The organism is Cupriavidus sp. 05T313 (assembly GCF_056396665.1).
In genome coordinates this window covers 62,505-88,583 of sequence record NZ_JBFTLX010000007.1, presented here as the reverse complement: position 1 = coordinate 88,583, position 26,079 = coordinate 62,505, and the positions used below count along the sequence as shown (strand labels likewise).

21 protein-coding genes are annotated in these 26,079 nt (G+C 61.2%); 10 read left to right on the top strand and 11 right to left on the bottom strand.

Translation table 11 applies throughout. The annotated features are described in order from the left end of the window. The 6 genes from AC1DKD_RS03075 to AC1DKD_RS03050 all read left to right on the top strand — a co-directional run. The coding region (locus AC1DKD_RS03075) for a helicase-related protein (RefSeq protein WP_477142918.1) at positions 1–2,590 on the top strand (2,590 nt) is incomplete at its 5' end. Then, the gene (locus tag AC1DKD_RS03070; RefSeq protein WP_477142917.1) at positions 2,587–3,264 is read left to right on the top strand and encodes a DUF4391 domain-containing protein; all 678 of its coding nucleotides are present in this window, start codon (positions 2,587–2,589) and stop codon (positions 3,262–3,264) included. The genes AC1DKD_RS03075 and AC1DKD_RS03070, both read left to right, overlap by 4 nt. A 23-nt stretch (positions 3,265–3,287) precedes the next feature. Further along, complete coding sequence (locus AC1DKD_RS03065) at positions 3,288–5,168, top strand: site-specific DNA-methyltransferase (RefSeq protein ID WP_477142916.1); 1,881 nt, start codon at positions 3,288–3,290, stop codon at positions 5,166–5,168. A gap of 10 nt (positions 5,169–5,178) precedes the next feature. Further along, the gene (locus AC1DKD_RS03060; protein ID WP_477142915.1) at positions 5,179–8,277 is read left to right on the top strand and encodes a type III restriction-modification system endonuclease; all 3,099 of its coding nucleotides are present in this window, start codon (positions 5,179–5,181) and stop codon (positions 8,275–8,277) included. Between the two features lie 63 nt (positions 8,278–8,340). Next, positions 8,341–8,928 carry a hypothetical protein gene (locus AC1DKD_RS03055; RefSeq protein ID WP_477142914.1) on the top strand — a complete coding sequence of 196 codons (588 nt, stop codon included), beginning with the start codon at positions 8,341–8,343 and terminating at the stop codon, positions 8,926–8,928. Next, positions 8,925–9,857 (top strand): Kiwa anti-phage protein KwaB-like domain-containing protein, encoded by a 933-nt coding sequence (locus AC1DKD_RS03050; protein ID WP_477142913.1) that lies wholly within the window; start codon positions 8,925–8,927, stop codon positions 9,855–9,857. The genes AC1DKD_RS03055 and AC1DKD_RS03050 overlap by 4 nt, the downstream gene beginning before the upstream one ends. A gap of 147 nt (positions 9,858–10,004) precedes the next feature. Here AC1DKD_RS03050 and AC1DKD_RS03045 read toward each other — a convergent pair whose 3' ends face one another. Then, on the bottom strand, positions 10,005–11,408 hold the full coding sequence (locus AC1DKD_RS03045) for a tyrosine-type recombinase/integrase (RefSeq protein WP_477142912.1): 1,404 nt from the start codon (positions 11,406–11,408) through the stop codon (positions 10,005–10,007). A gap of 774 nt (positions 11,409–12,182) precedes the next feature. Here AC1DKD_RS03045 and AC1DKD_RS03040 point away from each other — a divergent pair. Both AC1DKD_RS03040 and AC1DKD_RS03035 read left to right on the top strand, forming a co-directional pair. After that, positions 12,183–13,061: an endo alpha-1,4 polygalactosaminidase gene (locus tag AC1DKD_RS03040; protein WP_441628967.1), complete on the top strand. Its 879-nt coding sequence runs from the start codon at positions 12,183–12,185 to the stop codon at positions 13,059–13,061. 283 nt (positions 13,062–13,344) lie between these two features. Beyond that, positions 13,345–14,667 (top strand): PQQ-dependent sugar dehydrogenase, encoded by a 1,323-nt coding sequence (locus tag AC1DKD_RS03035; RefSeq protein WP_441628899.1) that lies wholly within the window; start codon positions 13,345–13,347, stop codon positions 14,665–14,667. A 35-nt stretch (positions 14,668–14,702) separates the two neighbouring features. Here AC1DKD_RS03035 and AC1DKD_RS03030 read toward each other — a convergent pair whose 3' ends face one another. The 3 genes from AC1DKD_RS03030 to AC1DKD_RS03020 are packed head-to-tail and all read right to left on the bottom strand — an operon-like array spanning position 14,703 to position 17,244. Then, positions 14,703–15,251, bottom strand: a complete 549-nt coding sequence (locus AC1DKD_RS03030; RefSeq protein ID WP_441628901.1) for an ester cyclase — start codon at positions 15,249–15,251, stop codon at positions 14,703–14,705. Positions 15,252–15,293: 42 nt separating this feature from the next. Next, a complete protein-coding gene (locus tag AC1DKD_RS03025) occupies positions 15,294–16,301 on the bottom strand; it encodes a polysaccharide deacetylase family protein (protein WP_477142920.1) in 1,008 nt (335 codons plus the stop codon). After that, on the bottom strand, positions 16,285–17,244 hold the full coding sequence (locus AC1DKD_RS03020; RefSeq protein ID WP_441628905.1) for a LysR substrate-binding domain-containing protein: 960 nt from the start codon (positions 17,242–17,244) through the stop codon (positions 16,285–16,287). The genes AC1DKD_RS03025 and AC1DKD_RS03020 overlap by 17 nt, the downstream gene beginning before the upstream one ends. Positions 17,245–17,342: 98 nt before the next feature. Between AC1DKD_RS03020 and AC1DKD_RS03015 the strand changes: the two genes are divergently transcribed. Next, complete coding sequence (locus AC1DKD_RS03015; protein ID WP_441628907.1) at positions 17,343–18,356, top strand: Bug family tripartite tricarboxylate transporter substrate binding protein; 1,014 nt, start codon at positions 17,343–17,345, stop codon at positions 18,354–18,356. A 2-nt stretch (positions 18,357–18,358) separates the two neighbouring features. Beyond that, positions 18,359–18,736: a hypothetical protein gene (locus AC1DKD_RS03010; RefSeq protein WP_441628909.1), complete on the top strand. Its 378-nt coding sequence runs from the start codon at positions 18,359–18,361 to the stop codon at positions 18,734–18,736. A 26-nt stretch (positions 18,737–18,762) separates the two neighbouring features. Here the strand turns inward: AC1DKD_RS03010 and AC1DKD_RS03005 are convergent, their stop codons facing one another. The 7 genes from AC1DKD_RS03005 to AC1DKD_RS02975 form a co-directional block, all read right to left on the bottom strand. Then, complete coding sequence (locus AC1DKD_RS03005; protein WP_441628969.1) at positions 18,763–19,257, bottom strand: M48 metallopeptidase family protein; 495 nt, start codon at positions 19,255–19,257, stop codon at positions 18,763–18,765. A gap of 59 nt (positions 19,258–19,316) precedes the next feature. Continuing rightward, positions 19,317–19,541: a hypothetical protein gene (locus tag AC1DKD_RS03000; RefSeq protein ID WP_441628911.1), complete on the bottom strand. Its 225-nt coding sequence runs from the start codon at positions 19,539–19,541 to the stop codon at positions 19,317–19,319. A gap of 127 nt (positions 19,542–19,668) precedes the next feature. Next, on the bottom strand, positions 19,669–20,550 hold the full coding sequence (locus tag AC1DKD_RS02995) for a carbohydrate ABC transporter permease (protein WP_441628913.1): 882 nt from the start codon (positions 20,548–20,550) through the stop codon (positions 19,669–19,671). Further along, the gene (locus AC1DKD_RS02990; RefSeq protein WP_441628915.1) at positions 20,547–21,446 is read right to left on the bottom strand and encodes a carbohydrate ABC transporter permease; all 900 of its coding nucleotides are present in this window, start codon (positions 21,444–21,446) and stop codon (positions 20,547–20,549) included. Before AC1DKD_RS02990 ends, AC1DKD_RS02995 begins: the two co-directional genes overlap by 4 nt. Before the next feature lie 110 nt (positions 21,447–21,556). After that, a complete protein-coding gene (locus AC1DKD_RS02985) occupies positions 21,557–22,879 on the bottom strand; it encodes an ABC transporter substrate-binding protein (protein WP_441628917.1) in 1,323 nt (440 codons plus the stop codon). Next, complete coding sequence (locus AC1DKD_RS02980; protein WP_441628919.1) at positions 22,876–24,048, bottom strand: ABC transporter ATP-binding protein; 1,173 nt, start codon at positions 24,046–24,048, stop codon at positions 22,876–22,878. Before AC1DKD_RS02980 ends, AC1DKD_RS02985 begins: the two co-directional genes overlap by 4 nt. Before the next feature lie 88 nt (positions 24,049–24,136). Further along, positions 24,137–25,882 (bottom strand): IlvD/Edd family dehydratase, encoded by a 1,746-nt coding sequence (locus AC1DKD_RS02975; RefSeq protein WP_477142911.1) that lies wholly within the window; start codon positions 25,880–25,882, stop codon positions 24,137–24,139. Positions 25,883–26,079: the final 197 nt, after the last annotated feature.

Below are 26,079 nucleotides of genomic sequence, written 5' to 3'. Positions count from 1 at the left end.
GGACGACATCGATGAGGACGTCCTACCCAACAATCGCACGGGCTACCAGGACACCCTCATCTGGAACAAGTTATTCAACTATCAGAAGGATGCGGCCACCGGGATCATCAACAAGCTCGAGACCTACAGCGGCTGCATCCTGGCGGACAGCGTCGGCTTGGGCAAGACGTTCACGGCCTTGGCCGTGGTCAAGTATTACGAGCTGCGCAACCGCTCGGTGCTGGTCCTCTGCCCAAAAAAGCTGGYGGACAATTGGCTGAACTACAACCGCAACCTCAAGACGAACATCTTTGCCCGCGACCGGTTCAACTACGACGTGCTTTGCCATACCGACCTTAGCCGCACCAGCGGCGAGTCATTCGGCACGCCGCTGAACCGCATCAACTGGGGCAACTACGACCTCGTCGTCATCGACGAGTCGCACAACTTCCGCAACAACGACGCCTACAAGGACAAGGAGACTCGTTACCAGAAGCTGATGAACAAGGTCATCAAGGAGGGGGTAAAAACCAAGGTGCTKATGCTYTCGGCCACSCCGGTGAACAACCGCTTCAATGACCTGCGCAATCAACTGGCACTGGCCTACGAGGGGGACTCCGAGAACCTTAGCAAGAAGTTGCGCACCGGCAAGTCGGTAGAGGACATCTTCCGTGGTGCGCAGGCCAGCTTCAACGCTTGGGCAAAGCTCCCGCCAGAAGAGCGCACCGCTCGCGCCATCTTGGACACGTTGGACTTCGACTTCTTCGAACTACTCGACAGCGTCACCATCGCGCGCTCTCGCAAGCACATCCAGACCTTCTACGATACCAAGGACATCGGCCAATTCCCCGAGCGCCGCAAACCCTTGTCGTTCCACAGCCCGCTCACGCAGCGAACGGACGTGATGAGTTTCAACGAGATCTTCGAGCAACTGTCCCTGCTCAAGCTCGCTGTTTACGCCCCCATCAGCTACATCCTGCCCAGTCGACTCAAGAAGTACGAGGAGATGTACGACACGCAGGTCGCCGGCAAAGGCAAGCTCAAGCAGGCCGACCGCGAAAAGAGCCTGCAGGCGTTGATGACGACCAACCTGCTCAAGCGGCTTGAAAGCTCGATTGAGTCCTTCCGCTTGACGCTCCAGTCTCTGCGTGCGAACCACGCGAACACGCTGGCCAAGATCAGCGTCTTCAATCAGACCGGCAACGTTGCCAGCATCGATGACCTGACCGATCAGCTGGAGGACCTCGACGCGGAAGACGATGACCTGCCCGCCATTGGCGACAACGAGATCGGTGGCAAGGTCAAGATCAGCCTCGCGGACATGGACTTGCCTTCTTGGGAGCACGAGCTGAAGGTCGATCTGGAGATCATCGACGCTCTGTTGGCGTCGATGAACAAGATCGCGCCTGCCGACGATGCCAAGTTGCAGCACCTGAAATCGCTTGTACTCGGAAAGATTGCCGCGCCGCTGAACCCAGGCAACAAGAAGGTGCTGATCTTCACCGCCTTCGCTGACACCGCTGATTACTTGTACGCCAATTTGGCACCGGAGTTGCTGGCCGCACAGACCCTGCACAGCGCCAAGGTCACTGGCAAGGGTGCGCCGAAGTCCACGCTCAAGAAGAGCTATGACTTCCAGGAGTTGCTCACCCTCTTCTCGCCGCGCGCCAAAGAGAAAGCCGTCGTGCTGCCGAACGAACCGGCAGAGATCGACTTGTTGATCGGTACCGACTGCATCTCCGAGGGCCAGAATCTGCAGGACTGCGACTACCTGATCAACTACGACATCCACTGGAACCCGGTGCGCATCATCCAGCGCTTCGGCCGGGTGGACCGCATCGGTTCACCCAATAGCAGCATCCAGTTGGTCAATTACTGGCCAGACATCTCGCTCGACGAGTACATCAACCTCAAGGAACGAGTTGAGAGCCGGATGATGATTGCCGACGTTTCGGCCACCGGCGACGACAACGTGCTGAGCGCCCAGGCCAACGACGTGTCGTACCGCAAAGAGCAGTTGCGCCGCCTGCAAGAAGAAGTGATCGAGCTGGAAGACCTGAAAACCGGCGTGTCGATAACCGACCTGGGGCTCAATGATTTTCGCATGGACTTGCTCAACTACGTCAAGGCCAACGGTGAGTTGAACAACGTGCCCAGCGGGATGCATGCCGTGGTGCCAGCTAAGCCCGAACTCGGACTCCGCCCTGGCGTAATTTTTACGCTGCGAAACCGCAACCACCGCGTCAACATCGATCAACAGAACCGGTTGCACCCTTACTACCTCGTCTACATCAACAGTGAGGGTGAGGTCATCCACGACCACACTGAGGTCAAGCGTCTGCTTGATCTGGTGCGTAGCTGCTGCAAGGGGCAAGCCCAGCCCATTCCGGATGCCTGCCGCCTGTTCAACAAAGAAACGGCAGACGGCCGAAAGATGCAGGTCTACTCCGACCTGCTCGGCAAGACCATCCGCTCGATGATCGAGGTGAAGGAAGAGAAGGATCTGGACAGCCTGTTTAGCGGCGGAAAAACGACCGCGCTTGTGAACCCAATCGCCGGGCTGGACGACTTCGAGCTAATCACCTTCCTCGTGATTCAGGAGGTCGGATGAGCCTGCCCACCCATCCCGCCTTCATCAGCTACCCCAAGCAGGCCACTTTTGGGCGCAACCTGCCCAAGAATAAGATCTACGAGCACAGCGGTGCCAACACGCGGCTGAAGGACCTGTTCGTGGAGCAGGTAGAGCAGGTCGTCTGGCAATACAAGCTTGCCCCAGAAACGATCAACCTGCCCGCCAAACCCGGCGTGCCAGAGGTTCAAGTCTTTGCCATCCAGCTCAAGACGCCAGAGCTCAATCTGGACGTGCTGCGTTGCATTGATGGAGCTGTGCAGTTCCCCATCGTTTTCGAGGTGAGCTTTGACGGCAAAACGCAGGTCGTCGCAGCCTACAAGCGCCCGAATGAATCAGACGCCAGCCGCTGGGTGTTGAACGACTATTTTGCGACGGAATGGCTGCCCGCCAGCAGCGAGCGCGCTGCGATGCCGCTGGCGCTGGATCTGGCCAGCCTGTATGAGCAGTTGCTGCACCGATTGATGCCGCTGCCCGCCCGCCCAAAGGAATCGTTAGCTGACTTGGTGGCCCGCGTGGAGCTGGCTGCGGCCAAACGCCGCGAGGTCGAAAAAACCGCCAGCAAACTGGCCAAGGAAAAGCAATTCAACCGCAAGGTGGAGATCAACGCGACCTTGCGGCAACTAAAACATGAACTTGAACAATTGAGCCGCTGAACGCGCGAGCCAAGGAAAAGAATATGGATCAACTTAAAATGCATTCTCCCAATCTCACGCAAGACAACATTGCCCGCATCTGCGAGCTGTTTCCGGGTTGCGTGACCGAGGCCGAGGGAGAGGATGGCTGCGTGAAGCTGGCGGTTGACTTTGACCAGCTGCGCCAGGAGCTTTCCGAATCGATTGTCGAAGGCCCGCAGGAGCGCTACCACCTGAACTGGCCGGGCAAGCGCGAGGCGCTGTTGACGGCCAATGCGCCGATTGCGAAGACGCTACGCCCGTGTCGTGAAGAAAGCGTGGACTTCGAAGCCACGAAAAATCTGTTCATCGAGGGTGACAACCTTGATGCACTGAAGCTTATGCAGGAAACGTACCTGGGCAAGGTCAAGATGATCTACATCGACCCGCCATACAACACCGGGAACGACTTTGTGTACGAGGACGATTTCGCAGAAGATTCTAATGAATTTTTCATCAGATCCAATCAGAAAGACGAAGCAGGCAATAGATTGGTAGTCAATACGGAGGCCAATGGAAGGTTTCATTCGGACTGGCTATCCATGATTTATTCCCGACTTCGCTTGGCAAGAACACTGCTGTCAGAAGATGGATTGCTGTTTGTCAGCATTGATGACGGCGAGGCTGCAAACTTGCGTCATCTATGCGACGAAATATTTGGGGAGGAAAATTTCGTCGCTCAGGTTGTTTGGAAGAAATCGTACGGAGGCGGCGCTAAATCAAAACATGTGGTCAGGCTTCATGAGTATGTTCTGATTTACGCGAGACAGAAAGAGAGCATTGGGTTTCTAGCGTTACCACCCAAGGATGATGTTCTCAAGTATTACAAATTCAAAGACTCAAACTTTGATCTTAGGGGCCCCTACAGAAAGCAGCCTCTGGCAACAAATTCAATGGATGCGAGGCCCAATCTCCGATACGCCATCGTAAAAGATGGTGAAGAAATTTGGCCAGAGAAGCAGTGGCAATGGTCGGAAGATCGCGTTAAGGATGCTCTTAGCAAAGATGGGCTGGTGTTCACGAAAAAGCCAGACGGCTGGACTGTTGATTACAAGCAATATTTGAAGGATGAAGAAGGGGTCACGCGGGGAGCAAAGCCCTACTCGGTCCTGGAAGGTCCCTACACGCAAAAAGGCACCGGAGAAATTGAGGAGTTATTTGGCAACGGCAAAGTTTTTACTTTTCCCAAGCCGAGCGAGTTGCTTGAGGAATTTCTAGGCTACTGCGGAAGCAGTGGAATAGTCATGGATTTTTTTGCCGGGTCGTGCTCATTTGCCCAAGCCGTACTCAACAAGAATGCACTTCAAGGCACAGCATTCAGGTTTATTGCTGTCCAATTTCCCGAGGTGTGCGACGAATCGTCCGAGGCGAAAAAGGCTGGCTTCAGCAGCATCGCAGAGATTGGAAAAGAGCGTATCCGCAGAGCAGGTAAGCGGGTTCTTGATAACGAATGCAACGACGCATGGAACAAGGACATAGGGTTCCGGGTTCTGAAGGTCGATGCATCTAATATGGCTGACGTCTATTACTCGCCGGATGCCATGGATAAGGCGAACATTGATCTGTTCGTCGACAACATCAAGCCCGACCGCACCCAAGAAGACCTGCTGTTCCAGGTGATGCTGGACTGGGGGGTCGACCTGGCGCTGCCCATCGTCAAGCAAGCCATCCAAGGCAAGGACGTGTTCTTTGTCGATGGCAACGCTCTGGCCGCCGGCTTCGACGGGAACGGCGGTATCGATGAAGACTTCGTCAAGGAACTGGCAAAGCACCAGCCGCTGCGCGTGGTGTTCCGCGATGCCGGGTTCAAGGACAGCGCGGTCAAGATCAACGTCGAGCAAATCTTCAAGTTGCTATCGCCTACCACCGAAGTCAAGTGCATCTGAGGGGCTGGCAATGAAACTGAAATTCAAGACCCAGGCCTATCAGACAGCAGCTGTACAAGCCGTGGTGGATTGCTTCAATGGCCAACCGGTAGCTGCTGCCGAAGCCATCAGCTATCGCATCGACCCGGGCAAGGCTAAGAAAGGGGTCGAAGATCTATTCGCAGAAGCAGGGTTCAAGAACGCCGATTTGAAACTGACGGATGTCACGCTGCTGGAAAACATCACTCAGGTTCAGCACCAGCAGAATCTGCCGCTATCAAGTTCACTGACTGACTTTTATACGATCAATGGCAACGGTGAGCGTATTCCAGTAACGACTCAATACAAGGCCACCGCCAAAGCGGTATCTCGCCTGCACCTCGACATCGAAATGGAGACCGGGACGGGCAAGACCTACTGCTATATCAAAACCATCTTCGAGCTGAACAAGCAATACGGCTGGAGTAAGTTCATCATCGTGGTGCCCAGCATTGCCATCCGTGAAGGCGTGGCCAAGTCGCTGGAAATCACGGCCGATCACTTCCTCGAGACGTACCACAAGAAGGCTCGTTTCTTCATCTACAACTCCAAGCAACCGCACGAACTCGAAAGCTTTTCGTCCGACGCCGGCATCAATGTGATGGTAATCAACGTGCAGGCCTTCAACGCCACGGGCAAGGACGCCCGCCGCATCTATGAGGAGCTGGATGACTTCCAGTCGCGTCGTCCGATTGATGTGATCAGTGCCAACCGCCCGATTTTGATCCTGGACGAGCCCCAAAAGATGGAGGGTGCCCAGACCCTGAAGTCCTTGGAGGAATTCAAGGCGCTGATGGTGCTTCGCTATTCGGCCACGCACAAGACCACGCACAACAAGATCCACCGCCTGGATGCGCTGGACGCCTACAACCAGAAGCTAGTTAAGAAGATTGCGGTGCGCGGTATCTCAGTGAAGGGGCTGGCTGGTACCAATGCCTACCTGTACCTGCAGTCCATCGAGATTTCGACCAAGAAGCCGCCCGAGGCGCGCGTCGAATTCGAGCAGAAGCTGAAGAGTGGCGAAATAAAACGCATCGTGCGCAAGCTCTCAAAGGGCGATAACTTGTTTGTCGAGTCGAACGAGCTGGATCAATACCGTGGCTACGTCGTATCGGACATCAACGCCAACAGCGATACCTTGGGCTTTACCAACGGCGTTGAGCTCTTCGTAGGTGAAGCCGCTGGCGACGTGAACGAAGCGGCGCTCCGCCGCATTCAGATTCGGGAAGCCATCAAGGCGCACTTCGATAAAGAGCTGGCCTTGTTCCAGCAAGGCATCAAAGTGCTGACCTTGTTCTTCATCGACGAAGTGGCCAAGTACCGCGACTACTCTTCGGCAGACAAAAATGGCGACTACGCGCGAATTTTCGAAGAAGAGTACAGCCAGTACCTGAACGAGGTGCTGGATTTGGACGAAACCGCTTATATCAAGTACCTCAAGGGGATTGATGCGTCCAGGACGCACAGCGGTTACTTCTCCATCGACAAGAAGACCAAACGTCTCATTGATCCGGAGATGGGCAAGAAGGCCACCGAGGCCGATGACGTGGACGCCTACGACTTGATCCTGAAGGACAAGGAACGGCTGCTGTCGCTCGCTGAGCCGGTGCGCTTCATCTTTTCGCATTCCGCCCTGCGTGAAGGTTGGGACAATCCGAACGTGTTCGTTATCTGCGCCCTCAAGCACAGCGACAACACCATTTCGCGGCGTCAGGAGGTGGGCCGAGGTCTGCGCTTGTCCGTGAATCAGAGCGGCGACCGGATGGATCACCCTGCCATCGTCCATGACGTCAACGTGCTGACCGTCGTAGCCAGTGAAAGCTACAAAGACTTCGTCTCTGCGCTGCAGAAGGACATCAGTGACTCCCTGTCGGCCCGCCCCAAGGTGGCCGACGAAGCCTATTTCACCGGCAAGGTGCTCAAGACCGCGGCGGGCGATGTCGAGGTCACGCCGCAATTGGCCAAGCAGATCTACAAGTACCTGATCAAGAACGACTACAGCGACGGGGCGGATCGCATCACCAGCGCGTACCATGAGGCCAAGAAGGACGGCTCGTTGGCTCCGCTCCCGCCGGAACTGCAGGCCCATGCCGAGCAGGTATACCAGCTGATCGACAGCGTCTTCAGCGACAGCCAGATGTTTGACATCAGCGACGACCGTCGCCCGAAGAAGAACCCGCTCAACGGCAACTTCGACAAGCAGGAGTTCAAGGAGCTGTGGAACCGGATCAATCGCAAGGCGGCCTACAGCGTTGGCTTTGATTCAGGGGAGTTGGTCACGAAGGCCGTCACCGAACTGGACAAGAGCCTTCGCGTGACGCCATTGCAGTACACGATTCAGAGCGGCGAGCAGGCTGCACTGGTGACCTATGACGGGCTAAAAGATGGCGAAGCCTTCGTGCTCAAGGCGACCGAGACAGAAAAGAATGTGCATTCGATTCACTCCGCGGTGAAGTACGACCTGATCGGCAAGATCGCCGAAGGCACGCAGCTGACCCGACGCACGACGGCAGACATCCTCAAAGGGATCAGCGTCGCCGTGTTTACGCAGTTCCGAACCAATCCGGAAAGCTTCATTGCCGAGGCCGTTCGGCTGATCAACGAGCAGAAGGCAACGATGATCATCGAACACTTGGCCTACGACTCGGTTGGGGACAAGTTCGACCTCGACATCTTCACCGCAGGCCAGACCAAGCAGGACTTCAGCAAGGCTGGAGACAAGCTCAAGCGGCATATCTACGACTACGTGATCACTGATTCCGGTATTGAGCGGGATTTTGTGAAGGAGCTCGATACCTGTACTGAAGTCGTCGTCTACGCCAAATTGCCTCGCGGCTTCCTGATCCCCACCCCCGTTGGCGACTACAACCCCGACTGGGCCGTGTCGTTCAAGGAAGGTACGGTCAAACACGTGTATTTCGTGGCTGAGACCAAGGGCTCCATGTCGTCGATGGTGCTAAATGAGATCGAGAAAACCAAGATCAAGTGTGCCCGTAAGTTCTTCGACGAGATCAACAAGAAGTACGCCCCCGAGAACGTGAAGTACGACGTGGTGAACAGCTTTGGCAAGCTGATGGAATTGGTGAAGTGATGAGTGGAGCGAGGGTCCTCTATGTTCTATCTAGATGGACCATGCACCTGAGTGGGCTTTAAGATGGAAATGCGACTTCTCCCCGCGCTGATCTTGTTCCTCGGTTCTTACTTTCCGTTGAGCCTGATCCTGCTGATCCAAGATGTCAAGGAGTCTTCTTGGAAGGCTCCGCTGTGCAAGATTACGGAGATGTCCTCCTGCTATCTTCCTGAGCTTGCGAATCCGGAGCGGGCTCTTGGCCTGCTCGGGATTTGCGCTGTGAGCCTCGTCATCTTCATGATCCTGATGCAGAACCTGTCGGGCTATTCAAGACTTGAGGTCATTGACTCGAAGTCGATCCCGAATGATCTCATTAACTACGTATTCCCCTATGTCGTTTCTTTCATGGGGCTCGACTTGGGAGTTGACGGGAAATTTTTCGGCTTTTTACTCTTCATCGTGCTGATGTTCGTCATCACTTATCGATCGGGGCAGATTCTGATGAATCCTTTCTTGCTGGTCGCTGGCTGGCAGCTCTATGAACTCAACATCGTGACTGAGGGGCATAAGCGCTGTGTGAAGGCGCTATCGAAGGAGCAAGTTAAGTCAGGCGATCACCTTGAGTCCTGCTTGGTACACGGAATCTACGTTTTGCATCGGGGAGAGAAATGACGGTAGTGCAAGATCTGCAAGCCTTTGGGGCCTTTGACGTTGCTCAGGCAACTGCATCACTATGGGTATTCAAGAAGCGCCCGGCGACTGGGCAAATGAATCCCTTTACAGCCGTTTCAGTCGTGATGAGCGACGCCTTGAGAGATCAACTCAAAGGACTGGTTTCGAGCTACCAAACCAGTCACACCATCGCTGAAGAGTACAACTTGCTCAGTCAGCCGAGCGAAGGAGGCTTCCTTGCCGTTTCACGCGAGGAGACTCTGTTTCCTTACCTCCAAAAGCTGATTGATCAGCCTTTGGAGGAATGTTTGGTAAAGCACGTGAAGCAGCTTAATAACGCTGCGGGGTACGTTCTTCGTCTGCGCCACGGTGACTCGGTGATTTGCTGTGTCAAGAAGGCAAATGCAGACTGGGGAACCCGAAAGAAGAAGGGCATGATGAATATCTTCTTCACTGAGGCGGGCCTCGATATCATGGATAACCCGTCATTTAGCATCTCCCGTAGTTTTGACTTCTTTGTCGTGGGAGAAAGCGTTCTCATGAGCAGCAAACCTGCTTTTGAATCTCTGCTGAATCACAAAGACACCTACGAAGAGGCATATGCAGAACTGAAGCAAGAGGAAGGCTTTTCAGCCGCTATTGCTGATTTCGCCGTTTTTGACGCCTTCATCGGCAAAAACGCTACGCACTTGCGCCGTATGGCGGTGATCAAGGCGCGTGGCTATTACCAGAACCCGGATTACATGATCCGTCTTCGCGAGATCAACGGACTCCGCAGTTGGGGTATACAGTTCGACGATCAGGGGCGAATCGTCGCTACCCAAGAAAAAATGCGCGACATCTTGCACGTCCTGCTGGATCATCGTCTGCGATCGGAGCTATCCGACAACCAGTACGACGTGCCATCGACCACACCTGTTGGTCAGTGAGTTGCTCCAACCAAGCATGAGCTAGACGCGCGAGAATTTTACTGGGTCATTACATCAACGAGTTGAGGGCGCTGCCATAGGGATTTAGCGCTCACTAAATTGATCGTCTGCGTGAGTGCCGCGCATGGGCAGTGAGGTCTCCGCCGGTCAAGCAGATGGCGCTGTTTGAGCCGCTGCCTCTTGGTCCGCCGTTGAAGTTTGATGAAAGCTAATTCCCGCTTCCTCCAGCATCCATGCCTCGATCTTGTCGTGCCACATTCGAAGCATATCGAGTGGCCGGCGACGATAATGTTTTTCGGCTAGCGCTGAAGGTTTGTGCCCTTGGATCTGTGCCACGACGCCAACGGGAACCTCGCTCCACTCGGATAGCGTGCCGAACGACCGGCGCAGGCCATGTAGCGTCACGTGGGGCAGGCCGGCTGCCTCGATGGCTTGGTTGTGTGCATACCTTGGCTCGGCAATCCGGCCCTTTGCAGCATTGAGGCTATGGAATACGCAGGGAGAAGGCTCCCATTTCTCGCCTCGTGCTTCGAGCGTCCGCCGCCGCCGGGCAGTCGGCGGGGTTTCGTTGAGGCGTTTGAGATTGAGCAACAGGGAAGCCAGATAGGGCGTGAGGGGAATCACGCGCCCGGCTTCTATCTTGTCGGCGATGCGCAGACTTCGCCATTGGAAGTCCACGTCATCCCAGCGCAGAGCTGCGAGTTCTTCCCGGCGCGCACCAGTAATGAGAAGTCCTTGCAGGTAGGCGGACTGCACCGGGTTGTGCAGGGCGCGCACAGCGGAGAACCAGGTGGCAAGTTGTTCGCGCTGAAGGCTATCGCCGTCCTTGGTATTGCTGCTTGGCAGGGCGCCGGTCACCTTGGGGGAGGTGCAGCAGTCGGTCGGGATGGTGCCTGCGTATTTGTCTTGTCCTTCGCACCAGCGTGCAAAGGCCTTGAGCATCCTGAATGCATATGCGGCACTGGTCGGCCGGGCAGGCACCTCGGATTCCAGCCACGTGGCAACAGTCTTGGCAGTCAGGCCGGAGAGCTTCAGTGCCATCAGTGRGTAAAGCGGTCCGCGTTCGGTTTGCTTGCTGCCTCGCTTGGCAGGCATCCCGCCTGGCGCGGCAAGCTTGATGTGGTCATTGATGTAGGTTGCGGACCTTGGCTTCTTAGTCTTGGGGGAGATTTTCGTACGCAGATGCTCAAGGTAGTCTGTCCAAGCTTCGGCAACCGTCACGCTCTCCCGAGCCGTCGCCGCCCGCCTTGCCTCATAGCTGGCCCGTTGCTCGGCCTTGACTTCACGCGGATCCTGGCCGGCATCGATCAGCGTTTGCAGGCGCCTGGCTTCCTCCTGAGCCTTACTGATTGTCCAGCTACGCGGATCCCCAATGGTCAGGCGGACGGTTTGTCCGTGGATCTTGCCCTGGAAGACGTATGACTTTGCCCCACTGGCGGTAGCGCGCAAACCGAGGCCAGGGGAAATCGCATCCCACAGAAAAGCTTGCGCTTTCCCTTGGGGGCACTGGTGAGCATCTACCCGGGCAGCGGTGAAGTTGATTTTTGCCATGCAGAATCCTACAAACCGGGTTACACGGTTCCATGTAACCGCTATGTAACCGGATTGTGCGGTATTCGATCTATCCCGGTCAACGAGATATCACCGGGCGTCAACGAAAAACCCCTTTATTTTTAAGTATTTGCATGGCCACAGGGATCTCAGTCAACGTAGGGTAATGTCCACTAACGCTGATTTGTAATCATCAGGTGGCGGGTTCGAGTCCTGCAGCCGGCACCAGAATTCCAAAACGGGCTACGCGATTTGCGTAGCCCGTTTTGTTTTTGAGCGGGTTGAAGATTCGGTTCTCCCGTACGGCGGGCGCAGTCGTCACGCCTGGCACCGCTAACAACTGCGCGACTTGCCGCGAACGCTTCTATCCGAGACCACAGATATAGTCATCGACCGTCTGGATCGAGGAAAGATCAACGGCCAGCCTGCCCTGGCTGATCATGCCCGGCGAATCTTCGATCGATTCAGCCCTCCGCATGTCGAGATATGCCGTTGCCGGATCCAGCGGGGATCGTAGTCGAGCAGCGAATGTGTGATGAATCGGACCGATTCGAAAGCAACCTGCCCTGAGCTCCGGGCGCCGGATCGCGATACAACGATTGCATATCCCCGTCTTGCGCCCGTCATTCAACCCGCCTACCGTAGCGTTCGGGAAACCATTCAAGATCCCCCCCTGCCAGACAACCTGGCAGGGTGCCTCCGCACCTCCCCATTCCATCAGCCAACCAAAGCAACCCAAAAAGGAAAGCCTCCGTGATCCGGAAACTTGCACGTATGGCATGGCTGGTCTCGATTACCTGTCTGGCGGCTTGCGGAGGCGATGGCGCATCGGCGGAGCCGGACGCCTCCGCCATTTCCGTGTCAGCGGTGAACGCTCCTGCCTCTGCCTCCAACGCTACCCTGTCTCCCTCAGCGCAAACTCTGGCCCCTTCGCGCTGGATGCCGGCCGCCGCGGACACCTGGCAGTTGCAATTGACCAGCACGGTCAACACGAACTACCCCGCGCAGGTCTTCGATATCGATCTGGTGGATACGCCGCAAGCAACCATCAATGCGCTGAAGGCGCAGGGCAAGCGCGTAGTCTGCTATTTCTCCGCCGGCAGCTCAGAAAACTGGCGCCCGGATTTCAAGCAGTTTGCGGCGGCCGATATGGGCAAGGCCCTGTCGGGTTGGGCGGGAGAGCGCTGGCTGGATACGCGCTCGCCCAACGTCCGCAAGATCATGCAGGCGCGCATGGATCTGGCGAAGTCGAAGGGTTGCGATGGCGTGGACCCGGACAACGTCGACGGCTATGCCAACAAGCCGGGTCTCCCGCTGACAGCGGTCACGCAGCTGGACTACAACCGTTTTCTCGCAGCCGAGGCGCATGCGCGCGGGCTGGCCGTGGGCCTGAAGAACGACGTGGACCAGATCGCTCAACTGGCGGCGGATTTCGATTTCGCGGTGAACGAGCAGTGCTTCCAGTACAAGGAGTGCGCTACCTACACGCCGTTCACGGCCCAGGGCAAGGCAGTGTTCAACGTGGAGTACGCCTCGAAGTACAAGGATGCGGCGACGCGCGCAACGCTGTGTGCTTCGGCAAAGGCGGCGCATCTTCGCACGCTGGTGCTGCCGCTGAACCTGGATGACGCGTTCCGCTACGCTTGCGATTGAGCGAACCATAGCCGGCAACTGCAAGCTTCCAGCACCAGCTTTTCCGACGCGGCGTTCCCCGCGCCAGGTGCGGGACAGGCGATGGCATCGCACGCACCGTCTTTGTCTTACGCGCGGCTTCCGGCATGCCGACAGAAGTTGTGCCGCGTGCGTCCTATAGTGAAGGCGAGGGCGTCCTCCGGCTACCGGCGCCAGGCTGGGCCGGCCGCTTGCGTTCATCGCGCTTTCGCATTCCGGCGGCGCATCCGCCCGGGGCGAGGCGAGTCTTGCCGGAGAGCCGAACATGGTCGTGCCGCGTCTATCCCTCCTGTCGCTGAGCGTGCTGATGGTGGCCGGCCTGGCGGCGTGCGGCGAAACCGCAACCCTGCCAGTGTCAGCGGGCACCGGCTTCACGCCGCAGTTGCCGGCGCCGAACAAGACCATGCTGCCAACCGTGCACATCGCCCCTGCGAAGGGCTGGGCCGATGGCGCCAAGCCGGTGGCGGCGGACGGCCTGTCCGCCGTGGCGTTTGCCGACAAACTGGATCATCCCCGCTGGCTCTACGTGTTGCCCAATGGCGATGTGCTGGTTGCCGAGACCAACGCACCGCCAAAACCCGACGATGGTAAGGGCATCAGGGGCTGGGTAATGAAACAGGTGATGAAGCGCGCCGGCGCGGGGGTGCCGAGTGCCGATCGCATTACGCTGTTGCGCGACACCGATGGCGATGGCGTGGCCGATGCGCGCTCGGTTTTCCTCAAGGACCTGCATTCGCCTTTCGGCATGGTGCTGGTCGGCAATGATTTCTACGTGGCCGACACCGATGCCGTGCTGCGCTTCCCCTACCAACCCGGACAGACCCAGGTTACCGCACCCGGCGTGAAAGTGGTGGACCTGCCGGCTGGCCCGATCAACCATCACTGGACCAAGAACATCATCGCCAGCCAGGACGGCGGCAAGCTGTATGTCACCGTCGGCTCGAACAGCAACGTCGGCGAGAACGGCATCGACAAGGAGGAGGGCCGCGCGGCCATCTGGGAAGTCGATCCAAAGACCGGAGCGCATCGCATCTTCGCCAGCGGCTTGCGCAATCCCAACGGCATGGCGTGGGAGCCCGCCAGCGGAGCGCTGTGGACCTCGGTCAACGAGCGCGACGAAATCGGCAGCGATCTGGTGCCTGACTACATTACCTCGGTGAGCGACGGGGCCTTTTACGGCTGGCCCTTTAGCTACTACGGCCAGCATGTGGACGAACGCGTGAAGCCGCAGCGGCCCGAAATGGTGGCCAAGGCCATCCCGCCCGATTACGCGGTCGGCCCGCACACCGCCTCGCTTGGCCTCGCCTCGTCGCAAGGCAACTCGCTCACGGCTGCGTTCAAGGACGGTATGTTTGTCAGCCAGCATGGCTCGTGGAACCGCAAGCCGCACAGCGGCTACAAGGTGATCTTCGTGCCGTTTGCCAACGGCAGACCGGCAGGTCCGCCTGTGGATGTGCTGACGGGATTTCTTGACAAGGACGGCGACGCCCAAGGGCGGCCGGTAGGCGTGGCCATCGACAAGCGCGGGGCGCTGCTGGTTGCCGACGATGTCGGCAATGTGGTTTGGCGGGTGGCCGTGGCGAAGTAGTACCGCCACGCACCGCGCATGTTGTGGCCCAACGCCTACTTGCTCACCCCCATCTGCCTGAGCAGGCCCAGGTTGTCCTCCAGATGCCAGTTCTCCACGATCTTGCCGTTCGCCACGCGGTACAGGTCGAAGGCCTGGAAGTCGATCTGCTGGCCCTGGCCCTTGCTGTCGCCGAACGCCCCGGTAAAGTGGCCGCGAAAGCGCAGATGCACCGCGACCCGGTCGCCGGCGATGACCACGTCTTCCATTTCCGCGCTGAGATCCGGTACCGCGGCGCGGAATCCCCTGGAGGCCTGCAACGGGCCGCGCAGGCCTTGCTCGCGGCCGGGCGGCAGCGTGCGGTCGCTGAAGTCCGGGGCGAGTGCGAGCGTGGCGTAGCGTTCGTCGCCGGTGTGCCAGAAGGTGGCGTAGCGGCGGGCGGCGAGAAGYGCGGCTGCCGCGGACGGCTGGCCGGCGCCCTGGGCCAGGTGCTGCGGGTGGACCAGCTCGTCGCCGGCAGCGGCGGCGCTTTGCGATAGCGGTAACAGGGCGACGCCTAGGGCGGCTACGAATGCGCGTACTGGCGCGAGGTTTGTGGTTTTCATGTCGGCTTGTACTCGTCTGTATGTTCGTGGTTTTGCCCTGGCTTATGCCGCCGGCACGTCGCTCGCGCCGAGCGCGAAGCGGGCGATGTCGTCCTTGCGCATGAAGGTCACGCCGGCATGGCCCTGGGCGTAGCGGATAAACGCTTCGAGCGCCCGCACGCGTGCCGGGGAACCGGAGATGCGGTCGTGCGTGCTGATGGACATCATGCGGCGGCGGTGGGCGCCTTCGGCGTAGAGCACATCGAACTCCGCCTTCAGTTCGCCGAGCATGTCTTCGGCCGTGGTCGATGGCGAGTCGAAGCGCACGATGTCGTTGTTGCGCACGGTGTAGGGCACCACGGCGAACGGCTTGCCGCCTACCTGCAGCACGGATGGCTCGTCGCGGCTGAGGTCGTCGATGTGATAGAGGAAGCCGAGCGACTGCAGGATCGGCAGCGTATTGGGCGAGCCGCGCATCCAGAAGGCGTTGAAGCCGAGGGGCCGCGTGCCGGTGGCGCGCTGGATGGTGTCGATGCTCTGCACGTAGCTGGCGCGTTCCGCTTCGGCACTCATGCTGTATTGCGGCTCCCAGGTCTGGCCATGGCCCGAGGCTTCGTGCCCGCGCGCGACGATTTCGCGCGCCAGTTCGGGATGGCGCTCGACTGCCTGACCCACCATATGCGAGGTCACCTTGATACCGGCGCGGTCCCACAGGTCCAGCAGACGCGGGATGCCTTCGCGCACGCCGTAGGTGTACCAAGACTGCAGCGGGTAGTCCGGGTACTTGGGGTCGAGCGGAGGGAAGGGGCCGCTGGCGCCGCGCTCGGGCTGGGCGCCGGCCTCGAACTGCATTGAGATGGAGATGACGAGTTGCGCGCCATCCGGCCAGAATCGGGTGCGGCCGGCGCGAGCTTGCTGGCGCGCCTGGCCGGGGTGCGCGGTGGCGCCGCCGGCTGCAGCTGCGGCCAGCGGCAGCGCAGCGGTGAGTACGGCTGCGCTGCCCAGGRAGTGGCGGCGCGGAATCCGCGGCGGAGTTGGCGGCGCCAGGCACGCGTCAGATGGGTATGAGATACCCGCTGCCGGCGGCGTCCCGGATCACCTTTCCGAGCGTTTCCATGAAAGCTGTGGCGGCGGGGCTATCCGGCCGGCCGCGGCGCCGGTGCAGTGCGGCCGTGCGGCTGAAGCCGGGATGCGCGACCGGCGCGTAGGCCAGCCCGGCGAAGCTGCCGCTGCGCTGCGTGCCGGCGATATGCAGCGCCAGCGGGCTGGCGATGGTGTACAGGCGGCCGCCGAGCACGGCGCGCAGCAAGGCTTCCACGCTGGGGCCTTCCAGCCGGGGCCGCAGCACGATGCCGGCGGCCTGCGCGGCCGCGTCGATCTGCCGGCGCATGGCGAAGCGCTCGGGCAGCAGCGCCAGGGGCAGCGTTCCCAGTTGCGCCAGGGTCACGGTTTCCTGTTCGCGTGGCAGCTTGTGTCCGGGTGCGATCAAGGCAAGCGTTTCCGAGAACAGCGGCACCTGTTCGATGCGTTTTGGCGCGTCCTTCGCAAACGCCAGGCCAAGATCGATCTGTCCGTCCAGCAGGGAACGGTCGACCTCGGCGGCGGCAAACTCGAACACCTGGATATCCAGCCCCGGATGCGCATCGACCAGCGCTTGCACGGCAGGCATCACCAGCGCGGAAAGATAGGTATGGGTGGCGCCGATGCGCAGCGTGCCCTCCACCGCGCCGCGCTGAGAGGCTGCGGATACGATGACCCGTTCGAGCTGATCGAGCACGGGTTCGAGCGCCAGAACCAGTTGCCTGCCCGCATCGGTCAGTTCCAGCTTGCGGCCCACGCGTCCGAACAGCGGCACCCCCAGGCTCTGCGCGAAGATGCGCAGGTGCTGTGACAAGGCCGGTTGCGTCAGGCCGAGCGAATCGGCCGCGGCGGTCACGCTGCCATGGCGGGCAACGGCCATGAAGCTGCGGACCAGGCGCAGGTCCATGGCTTCGGGCGTGGCCGTTGATCTCATAATCTGTCGTGATGAATTGAAAATCGATTCATCATTTTACAGAGCATGTCGTAACTGCTGGAATGCATGCACAACATGGAAAACACCAGGAGACCCCCATGTCATGCCATTCCAGCGCCGACCGGCGCAACCGCCGGCTGCTTGCCTTCTTGTCGCCCGCGCTCGCAGCCGCCGCGCTCTGCCTGACATTCGCGCCAGCGGCCAGCGCTGCCTATCCGGATCGCCCGATCCGCCTGGTGGTGCCGTATGCGCCCGGCGCCACCACCGACTCGCTCGCCCGCCTGATCGGGAAAGAACTGCAGGTCCGCCTGAAGCAACCGGTGGTGGTGGAGAACCGGCCCGGCGCGGGCGGCACCATCGGCAGCGACTATGTCAGCAAGGCGCCTGCCGATGGCTATACCTTGTTGCTGGGCGCGGTCGGGCCGGTCTCGGTCGGCAAGGCGTTGTATCCCGCGCTGCCCTACGATCCAGCGAAGGACCTGGCCGGCGTCGGCCTGATCGGCACGGTGCCGTTCATCCTGGTGGCGGGCACCCGCGGGCAGCGCTTCGATTCCGTGCCCGCGCTGGTGCGCGCGTCCGCCGCGGCGCCCGACACCATCGCCTACGGCTCGGCGGGCAACGGCACGCCGCAGCACATCATCGGGGCGATGTTCTCGCAGGCTACCGGCGCGCGCCTGCTGCATTCTCCCTACAAGGGGTCGGGCCCCGCCATCAACGATCTGCTGGGCGGGCAGATTGCGCTGATGTTCGACAGCCCCGTGCTGCTGCTGCCGCACATCAAAGCCGGCACGGTGGTGCCGCTGGCGCAGACCGGCGCACGACGCTCCGCCTTGCTGCCGGGGGTGCCCACCATGCGCGAGCAAGGCGTGCGCGATTTCGACGCGGCGCCGTGGTACGGAATCATGGCGCCGGGCAAGCTGCCGGGCGATATCCTCAACCGGCTCAACCACGAGCTGAATGCGGTGCTCGCCGACAAGCAGATGCAGGAACGCCTGCTGGCGCTTGGCGTGGAAGCCCGGCCGCTGGATCCTGCCGGCTTCCGCCAGTTCCTGTCGCAGGCGCAGGCGAGTTGGACCCGCGCCGTATCCTCCGCCTCGGTGAAACCGGACTGATCATGCCGCACCTGATTACCGAAACCACGCGGCAACTCGCGGACAGGATCGACTTCGCGCATGTGTTCGCCGGCGTGCACCGCGAACTCGCAGGGCATGGCTACGCGCAACTGGCGGATCTCAAGAGCCGCCTGCTGGTGGCGGAGGTTGCGCTGACCGGCGACGACCCCGAAGCCGGCTTCGTCGTGACGCATCTCGTGATGACCAATGCGCGGCCGGAGCCGGTGCAGGCCGCCATGGCCGCGGTCGTGCTGGCGCATATGGCGGCAGCCGTCAGGCAGGCCGCTTTCGCCGGCAACGTGCAGGTGTGCGTGCTGCATCGCCTGGCGGCACAGGGGACGTATCGGAAGACAGTGGTGGTGAGCCCGGGCGCGGTTTGAGGCTTGAGGCTTGAGAGGCGAGGGGGCTAGCGCTGTGCCTGCTCCAGTTCACGCCACGCCAGGAACAGGCGCGTGTCGAACTCGAGCTGGTGATACGCCGGCTCCATGTATTCGCACAGGCGGTAGAACGCCTTGTTGTGATCGCTTTCCTTCAGGTGCGCGAGTTCGTGCACCACGATCATGCGCAGGAATTCGGGCGGCGCTTCCTTGAACAGCGAGGCCACGCGGATTTCCTTCTTGGCCTTGAGCTTGCCACCCTGCACGCGCGAGATGGCGGTGTGCAGCCCGAGCGCGCGATGCACCACGTCGATCTTCGCGTCGAACGCGATCTTGTGGACCGGCGGCGCGGTGCGCAGGAATTCCTGCTTCAGTTCGGCGGTGTAGTCGTACAGCGCGCGGTCTGTCTGCACGGTGTGCCGGGCCGGGTATTTCTTCGCCAGGTGCTCGCCAAGGCGATTGGCGGCAACCAGCTGGCGCACCTGGTCGAGCACGGCATCGGGATACGCGCTCAGGAAGCGCAGCGGATCCTTGGCGCCGGGGCGCCAGGTTTCGCTGGCGGGAGCGGGATGGCTACGGTTGCTCAATGGTGGTGATGGTGGTGGTGTGCCCAGTTGCCGTCGACGGAGGAGACGAAGGACTCGACCGCATCCTTGTCGCCGGTGGCGTGACGAACCAGCTCACCGCATTTGCACCAGCCCTGGTATGGCGTGATGTGCGAACAGGCGGATACCTTCTGCAGAAACAGCGTGACGGGCTTGGTGCACTTCTTGCACTTGAAGGTGAGGGTGCGGGCGGGTTTGCTCATCGGATCGGGCTTGAATACGGGGTGGTTCGGCGGTGCCGGCGGTTGGCGGCGGGACAACGGGCATTTTAACCTGCCCTTGCCAGGCGTTCATGCCCGGTGCCGTTGCGCTTGTCCGGCCCTTTGCCGCCTATTCCTTCACCGCCCCCGTCATGCCCGACACGTAGTACTCGACAAAGAACGAGTACACCAGCGCTACCGGCAGCGAGCCCAGCAAGGCGCCTGCCATCAGCGCGCCCCAGTGGTAGACGTCGCCCTCGATCAGCTCGGTGACGATGCCCACCGGCACCGTTTTCACTTCCGACGAGGAAATAAAGGTCAGCGCGTAGATGAACTCGTTCCACGACAGCGTGAAGGCGAAGATGCCGGCCGAGATCAGTCCCGGCACGGCCAGCGGCAGGATGATCTTGACCAGGATCTCCCAGCGGGTGGCGCCGTCGATCAGCGCGCATTCTTCCAGTTCGTAAGGGATGGAGCGGAAGTAGCCCATCAGCAGCCAGGTGCAGAACGGGATCAGGAAGGTGGGATAGGTCAGGATCAGCGCCCAGCGCGTATCGAACAGGCCGAGCTGGAACACGATCGATGCCAGCGGGATAAACAGGATCGAGGGCGGGATCAGGTAGGCCAGGAAGATGGCCAGCCCGACCTGCTTCGCGCCCTGGAAGCGCAGCCGCTCGATCGCGTAGGCGGCCAGCACGCTGGCGGCCAGCGAGGCGAAGGTCGATACCGTCGAGACGATCACGGTATTGAGCAGCCAGGCCGGGTAGGGCGTGTTGAACAGCAGCTTCTTGAAATGCGCGAAGGTGGGCGCCATCACCAGGAACGGGTTGGCGCTGCGCATCAGCAGTTCGCCATCCGGCTTGAAGGCGGTGATCGCCATCCAGTAGAACGGAAACAGCAGCACGAAGACGAAGATGCCTAGTGGGATGTAGATGGTCACCCAGCGCCGCGGTATCGATTGCAGGTAGTCCATGCCCTGCTGCTCGGGCGCGCTCATCGCTTTCGCTTTCATTTGTCGCCTCCCTGTTGCCAGCCGCGCCGCTGCAGGCCGAAGTAAGAGAACAGGATGGCAGCCAGCAGGAAGGGCACCATCATGGTGGCGATCGCCGCGCCTTCGCCCAGTGAACCGCCGGGAATCGCGCGCTGGAAGGACAGGGTGGCCATCAGGTGAGTGGCGTTGAGCGGGCCGCCGCGCGTGAGCACGTAGATCAGCTGGAAATCGGTGAAGGTGAACAGCACGGAGAAGGTCATCACCACCGCGATGATCGGCGTCAGCAGCGGCAGCGTGACATAGCGGAACTGCTGCCACGGCGTGACGCCGTCGATCGATGCCGCTTCGTACAGCGTGGGCGAGATGGTCTGCAGCCCGGCCAGCAGGGAGATCGCGACAAAGGGAATGCCGCGCCAGACATTGGCGGCGATGGTGGAGAAGCGGGCCAGCCACGGGTCGCCGAGGAAATCGATATAGCGGTCGATCAGCCCGAGCTTGACCAGGCTCCAGCTGATGATGGAAAACTGCGCATCATAGATCCACCAGAAGGCCAGCGCCGACAGCGCCGTCGGCACAATCCACGGCAGCAGYACGATGGCGCGGAAGAACGATTTGAACGGCAGGTTCTTGTTGAGCAGCAGCGCCAGCCACAGCCCCAGCGCGAACTTCAGCACGCTGGCCACCAGCGTGTAGAACAGCGTGTTGAACAGCGCCAGTTGCGTCAGCGAGTCGCCGGCCAGGTAACTGTAGTTGGCCAGCCCGATCCATTCGCCGGTGCCGCCGATCTTGGTATTGGTGAAGCCGAGCCAGACGCCGAGGCCGAGCGGATATGTCAGGAAGACCAGCAGCAACAGCGCCGTGGGCAGCATGAACAGCAGCCCCAGCGTATGGCGGTTGTTCAACAGGCGGGATAGCATGGATCACCTCGGCGGCTGCCGGTCCGGCGCTGGAAACGCCGGACCGGATCTTCAGAACGGCGGCGCGGCGGTGTGCCGCCGCGCCTTCCCTGCTTCGGGCGTTGGCGACATCACGCCTTGTAGTAGCGCTCGGCACGCTGCGCCGCGCGCGCCGCCGCCTCCTTCGGCGTCTTGGAACCGCTGGCCGCCTCGGCCACCATGTCGAGCACGATGTAGTCAGCCATGGACGCGGCCGAAGCGGTGCCCAGCGGGCCGGCGTGGCCGTTGTCGAGCATCAGCGCGGCGGAGTCGCGATAGACGGTGTGCTTGGGATCGGCCGTCCAGATCGGGTTGGCCTCGTAGGCCTTGAGCGGCTGGCTGACGTAGCCGATGGCGGCTTCCATCCATGGGTTGTACTGCTCCGGTTCCATCATGAATTGCAGGTAGGCCTTGGCCGCGTTCGGGAACTTGGAATATCGGAACAGCATCATTTGCGTGATCTGCATCAGTTCGGTGGGTTTGCCGGACGTGCCGATCGGGAAGTGCGCGTGCTGGATGTCCCGCGCCATCTCCTGCAGCTTGGGCTCCTTCGAATTCTTGGCCGCGTAGTAGACCGAGATGCCGTTGGCGGTCAGGCTGACCTGGCCGTCCAGGAAGGCCTTGTTGTTCGACGGGTCCTGCCAGGACAGCGTGCCGGGCACGAAGGTGGCATAGAGTTGCTTGGCATACTCCAGCGCGGCCCAGGTCTCGGGCGAGTTGACCACGACCTTGCCCTTGGTATCGACCAGCATGCCGCCATGCGACCAAAGCAGCCAGTGCGCCCAGTTGTTGCCGTCGCCGACCGCCTTGCCCAGCGCGAAGCCGCAGGGCGTGTTCTTGGCCTTGAGCCCCTGGCACAGTTTGAGGAAGCCGGCGAGGTCCTTGGGGATGGTCTCAAAGCCCGCTGCCTTGACATGGCTCTCGCGATAGACCAGCGCGTTGCCCACCACGCCCAGCGGCAGGCCGATCCACTTGCCGTTGTGCGTGCCGTATTTGCGGCACACGTCGTACCAGCCGCCGTATTTGCCGCCGAGGTAGGTGGCCAGGTCCGACATGTCGACGAGCTTGTCGGGATACTGTTGCGGGTCGTCGAACCAGCCGACGATGATGTCCGGCCCGCTACCAACGCTGGCCGCCACGGCGGCCTTGGGGCGCACGTCTTCCCAGCCTTCGTTGTCGACCCGCACCTCGATCCCGGTGAGTTCGGAGAACTTCCTGGTGTTGGCGTTCCACAAGTCTTCGTCGCCCTGCACGAAGCGCTTCCAGCGCAGCACCCGCAGCTTGGCGCCCGCTTCCGGTTTGTACAGCAGCGGGGCGGGCGCGGCGAAGGCATGGCCGCCCAGCGCCGTGGTGGCGGCGACGGCAGCCGTGGATGCCAGGAAATCGCGTCTCGTGAAGTTGGTCGGTGCGCTCATCGTTTTGTCTCCTCCGTGGTCAGGGGTTCCGCCCCGTGCTGGTCATGCCTGTTTCCCGGATCACCCTGCGCATCCGGCGTGCCGTGCCGCAGCAGCGACTGGCCCGTGTCGGCATCGAACAGGTGGGTGTGCTGGTGGTCGGGCACGAGGTTCAGGATGTCGCCCGCGGCGAAGTCATGGCGCTCGCGGAATATCGAGATGAAGTCCGTTTCGCAGAAGCGCGAATAGATCTCGGTGTTGGCGCCGGTAGGCTCGACTACCGACACGCGGTTGCGCAGGCCTTGGCCGGTCGCGTCCAGGCTCAGGTGCTCGGGCCGCACGCCATAGATCACGCGCTGGCCGTCGGTCCCGGCGCCGGCGTCGAAGCGCGTGGGGGGCGGCAGGCGCGTGCCATCGGGAAACTCGACAACCGTATCGCCGCCCTGGCGGCGCAGCACGCCGGGCACGAAGTTCATCGCGGGCGAGCCGATGAAACCGGCCACGAAGAGATTGTCGGGATGGTCGTAGAGGTCCAGCGGCTTGCCGCGCTGCTCCACGCGGCCGTCGCGCATCACCACGATCTGGTCGCCCATGGTCATGGCTTCGATCTGGTCATGCGTGACGTAGACCGAGGTGGTGCGCAGGCGCTGGTGCAGCTCCTTGATCTCCGCGCGCATCTGCACGCGCAGCTTGGCGTCGAGGTTGGAGAGCGGCTCGTCGAAGAGGAACACTTGCGGATCGCGCACGATGGCGCGTCCCATCGCCACCCGCTGCCGCTGGCCGCCCGAAAGCTGGCGCGGGTAGCGATCCAGCAAACTGCCCAGGCCGAGAATGGCGGAAGCCTTGTCCACCTTCTGCCTGATCTCGTCCTTATCCCCCTTGGCGAGCTTGAGCGAGAAAGCCATGTTGTCGTAGACCGTCATATGCGGGTAGAGCGCATAGTTCTGGAACACCATGGCGATGTCGCGCTCCTTTGGCGGCAGGCGATTGACCACCCGGCCGCCGATGGCGATCTCGCCGGTGGTGATTTCCTCCAGCCCGGCAATCATGCGCAACAGCGTGGATTTGCCGCAGCCGGATGGTCCCACCAGCACGGTGAACTCGCCGTCGGCGATGTCGATGTCCACGCCGCGGATGACCTGCGTGCTGCCGAAGTACTTCTGGATGCCGCGAATCTGAACCGATGCCATGCGTGGTGTCTCCGTTGGCCGTTCATGCCGGGAGCGGCCGTTCGTCGCGAATGCAAAGCTGCGGAAAGCCGCGTTGCGACAACGCGTCTCAGTGGTTGTCCTTGGGTACGGCGGCGCCGCTCTTGCCCACCAGGAAATCCATGTCGGCGCCCAGGTTGGCTTGTTGCACGTGCTCGACATAGAGCCGGGTCCAGCCGCGTTCCATCGGCAGCGCAGGCGCTTGCCACGCTGCGCGGCGGCGCTGCAATTCCTCGTCGCCGACATGCAGGTGCAGCTTGCGCGCGGGTACATCCAGCTCCACCATGTCGCCGTCGCGCACCAGCGCGAGCGGGCCCCCGGCCGCGGCCTCGGGCGCCACGTGCAGCACCACTGTGCCGTAGGCAGTGCCGCTCATGCGCGCATCCGAGACGCGGACCATGTCCGTGATGCCCTTGCGCAGCACCTTGGGCGGCAGCGGCATGTTGCCGGCCTCGGCCATGCCGGGGTAGCCGCGCGGGCCGCAGTTCTTGAGCACCAGCACGCAGGTTTCGTCCACATCGAGCGATTCGTCGTCGAGGCGCTGGTGCATATGCTCGCTGTTCTCGAACACCACCGCGCGGCCCGTGTGCCTGAGCAGCGCCGGGGTGGCGGCGGAGGGCTTGATCACCGCGCCGTCGGGGCACAGGTTGCCGCGCAGCACGGCAATGCCCGCGTTCGCCTTGAAGGGCGCGTCGAAGGCGTGGATGACTTCGCGGTTCCAGTTGGGCGCGTCCTTGCAGTTGTCCCACAGCGTCTTGCCGTTGACGGTCAGCGCGTCGCGCGCCAGCACCGCGCCCAGTTCGCGGATTACCGCCGGCAGACCGCCGGCGTAATAGAAGTCTTCCATCAGGTGGCGCCCGGAGGGCTGCAGGTCGAGCAGGCAGGGCAGCTCGTGACCCAATGCGTCCCAGTCTTCCAGGCTCAGCTTGACGCCGATGCGGCCGGCGATGGCAAGCAGGTGGATCACCGCGTTGGTCGAGCCGCCGATCGCCGCGTTGACGCGGATGGCGTTCTCGAAGGCAGGCCGGGTGAGGATCCGCGACATCACCAGGTTGTCCTTGACCATCTCCACGATGCGGCGCCCCGAGGCGCGCGCCAGCACATTGCGGCGGCCGTCCACCGCCGGAATCGCGGCGTTGCCGGGCAGGCTCATGCCGAGTGCTTCCACCATGCTGGCCATGGTCGACGCGGTGCCCATGGTCATGCAGTGGCCATGCGAGCGGTGCATGCAGCTTTCGGCTTCGAAGAAATCCTCCTGCGACATCTGTCCGGCCCGCACCGCTTCCGACATCTTCCAGACATCGGTGCCGGAGCCCAGCTCGCCGCCGCGAAACTTGCCGCTCAGCATCGGGCCGCCGGAGACGCCGATGGTGGGCAGGTCGCAGGACGCCGCGCCCATCATCAGCGCCGGCGTGGTCTTGTCGCAGCCCATCAGCAGCACCACGSCATCGAYCGGRTTGCCKCGRATSGMTTCCTCCACGTCCATGCTGGCCAGGTTRCGGRWCAGCATSGCGGTSGGGCGCAGCATGGTCTCGCCCAGCGACATCACCGGGAATTCGAGCGGAAAGCCGCCCGCTTCCCATACGCCGATCTTGACCTGTTCGGCCAGCGTGCGGAAATGCGAGTTGCAGGGGGTGAGTTCGGAATACGTGTTGCAGATGCCGATGACCGGGCGGCCGTCGAACTGATCGTGGGGAATGCCGCGGTTTTTCAGCCACGAGCGGTAGATGAAGCCATCGCGGTCAAGCCGGCCGAACCAGGCCTGGCTGCGGCGCACGGGGTGCACCGGGGGCTTCGGCGGTTTTTCGTCGTTCACTCGGGTCTCCTGCGTTCTGCGGGGGCCGCGTAGCGACGTCCAGCGCTTTCGCGCCACGTGTGCTGATGCCCGCTTTCTTGTGCGATGCAGATCCGGATGCCTGCGACCGCCACTGCCTTGCCGCGCGCATGCCGAGTGAGCGGAGTCTAGTTCAGGACTATCGACAGGTAAACTGGTATTACCAATTAGGGGTCTCT